The following is a 225-nucleotide window of genomic DNA, read 5'->3' on the forward strand; positions in this document are numbered from 1 at the left end:
TATTGTTAAAGGTGAAGGGAATGGAATCTTCAATCCATCCGGAAAAGTTACACGTGCTGCTATGGCTACCATGCTAGTAAATGCTTATAAACTACAAAGTACAACACATCATAATGGCCAAAGTAAATTTGAAGATTTAAAAGGACACTGGGGAGAAAAGTATGCCAATATTTTAATTGACTTAAAAATTTCCGCTGGTACTGATAACGGCTGGCAACCAAATAG

1 protein-coding gene is annotated in these 225 nt (G+C 36.4%); it reads left to right on the top strand.

The annotated features are described in order from the left end of the window. Positions 1-225, top strand: a 225-nt coding sequence (locus ILT06_RS32335) for an S-layer homology domain-containing protein (protein ID WP_222656005.1), incomplete at both ends; no start/stop codon positions are given.

The sequence above is a fragment of the Bacillus sp. 17RED48 genome, assembly GCF_019837545.1.
Taxonomy (GTDB): domain Bacteria; phylum Bacillota; class Bacilli; order Bacillales; family Bacillaceae_G; genus Bacillus_A; species Bacillus_A wiedmannii.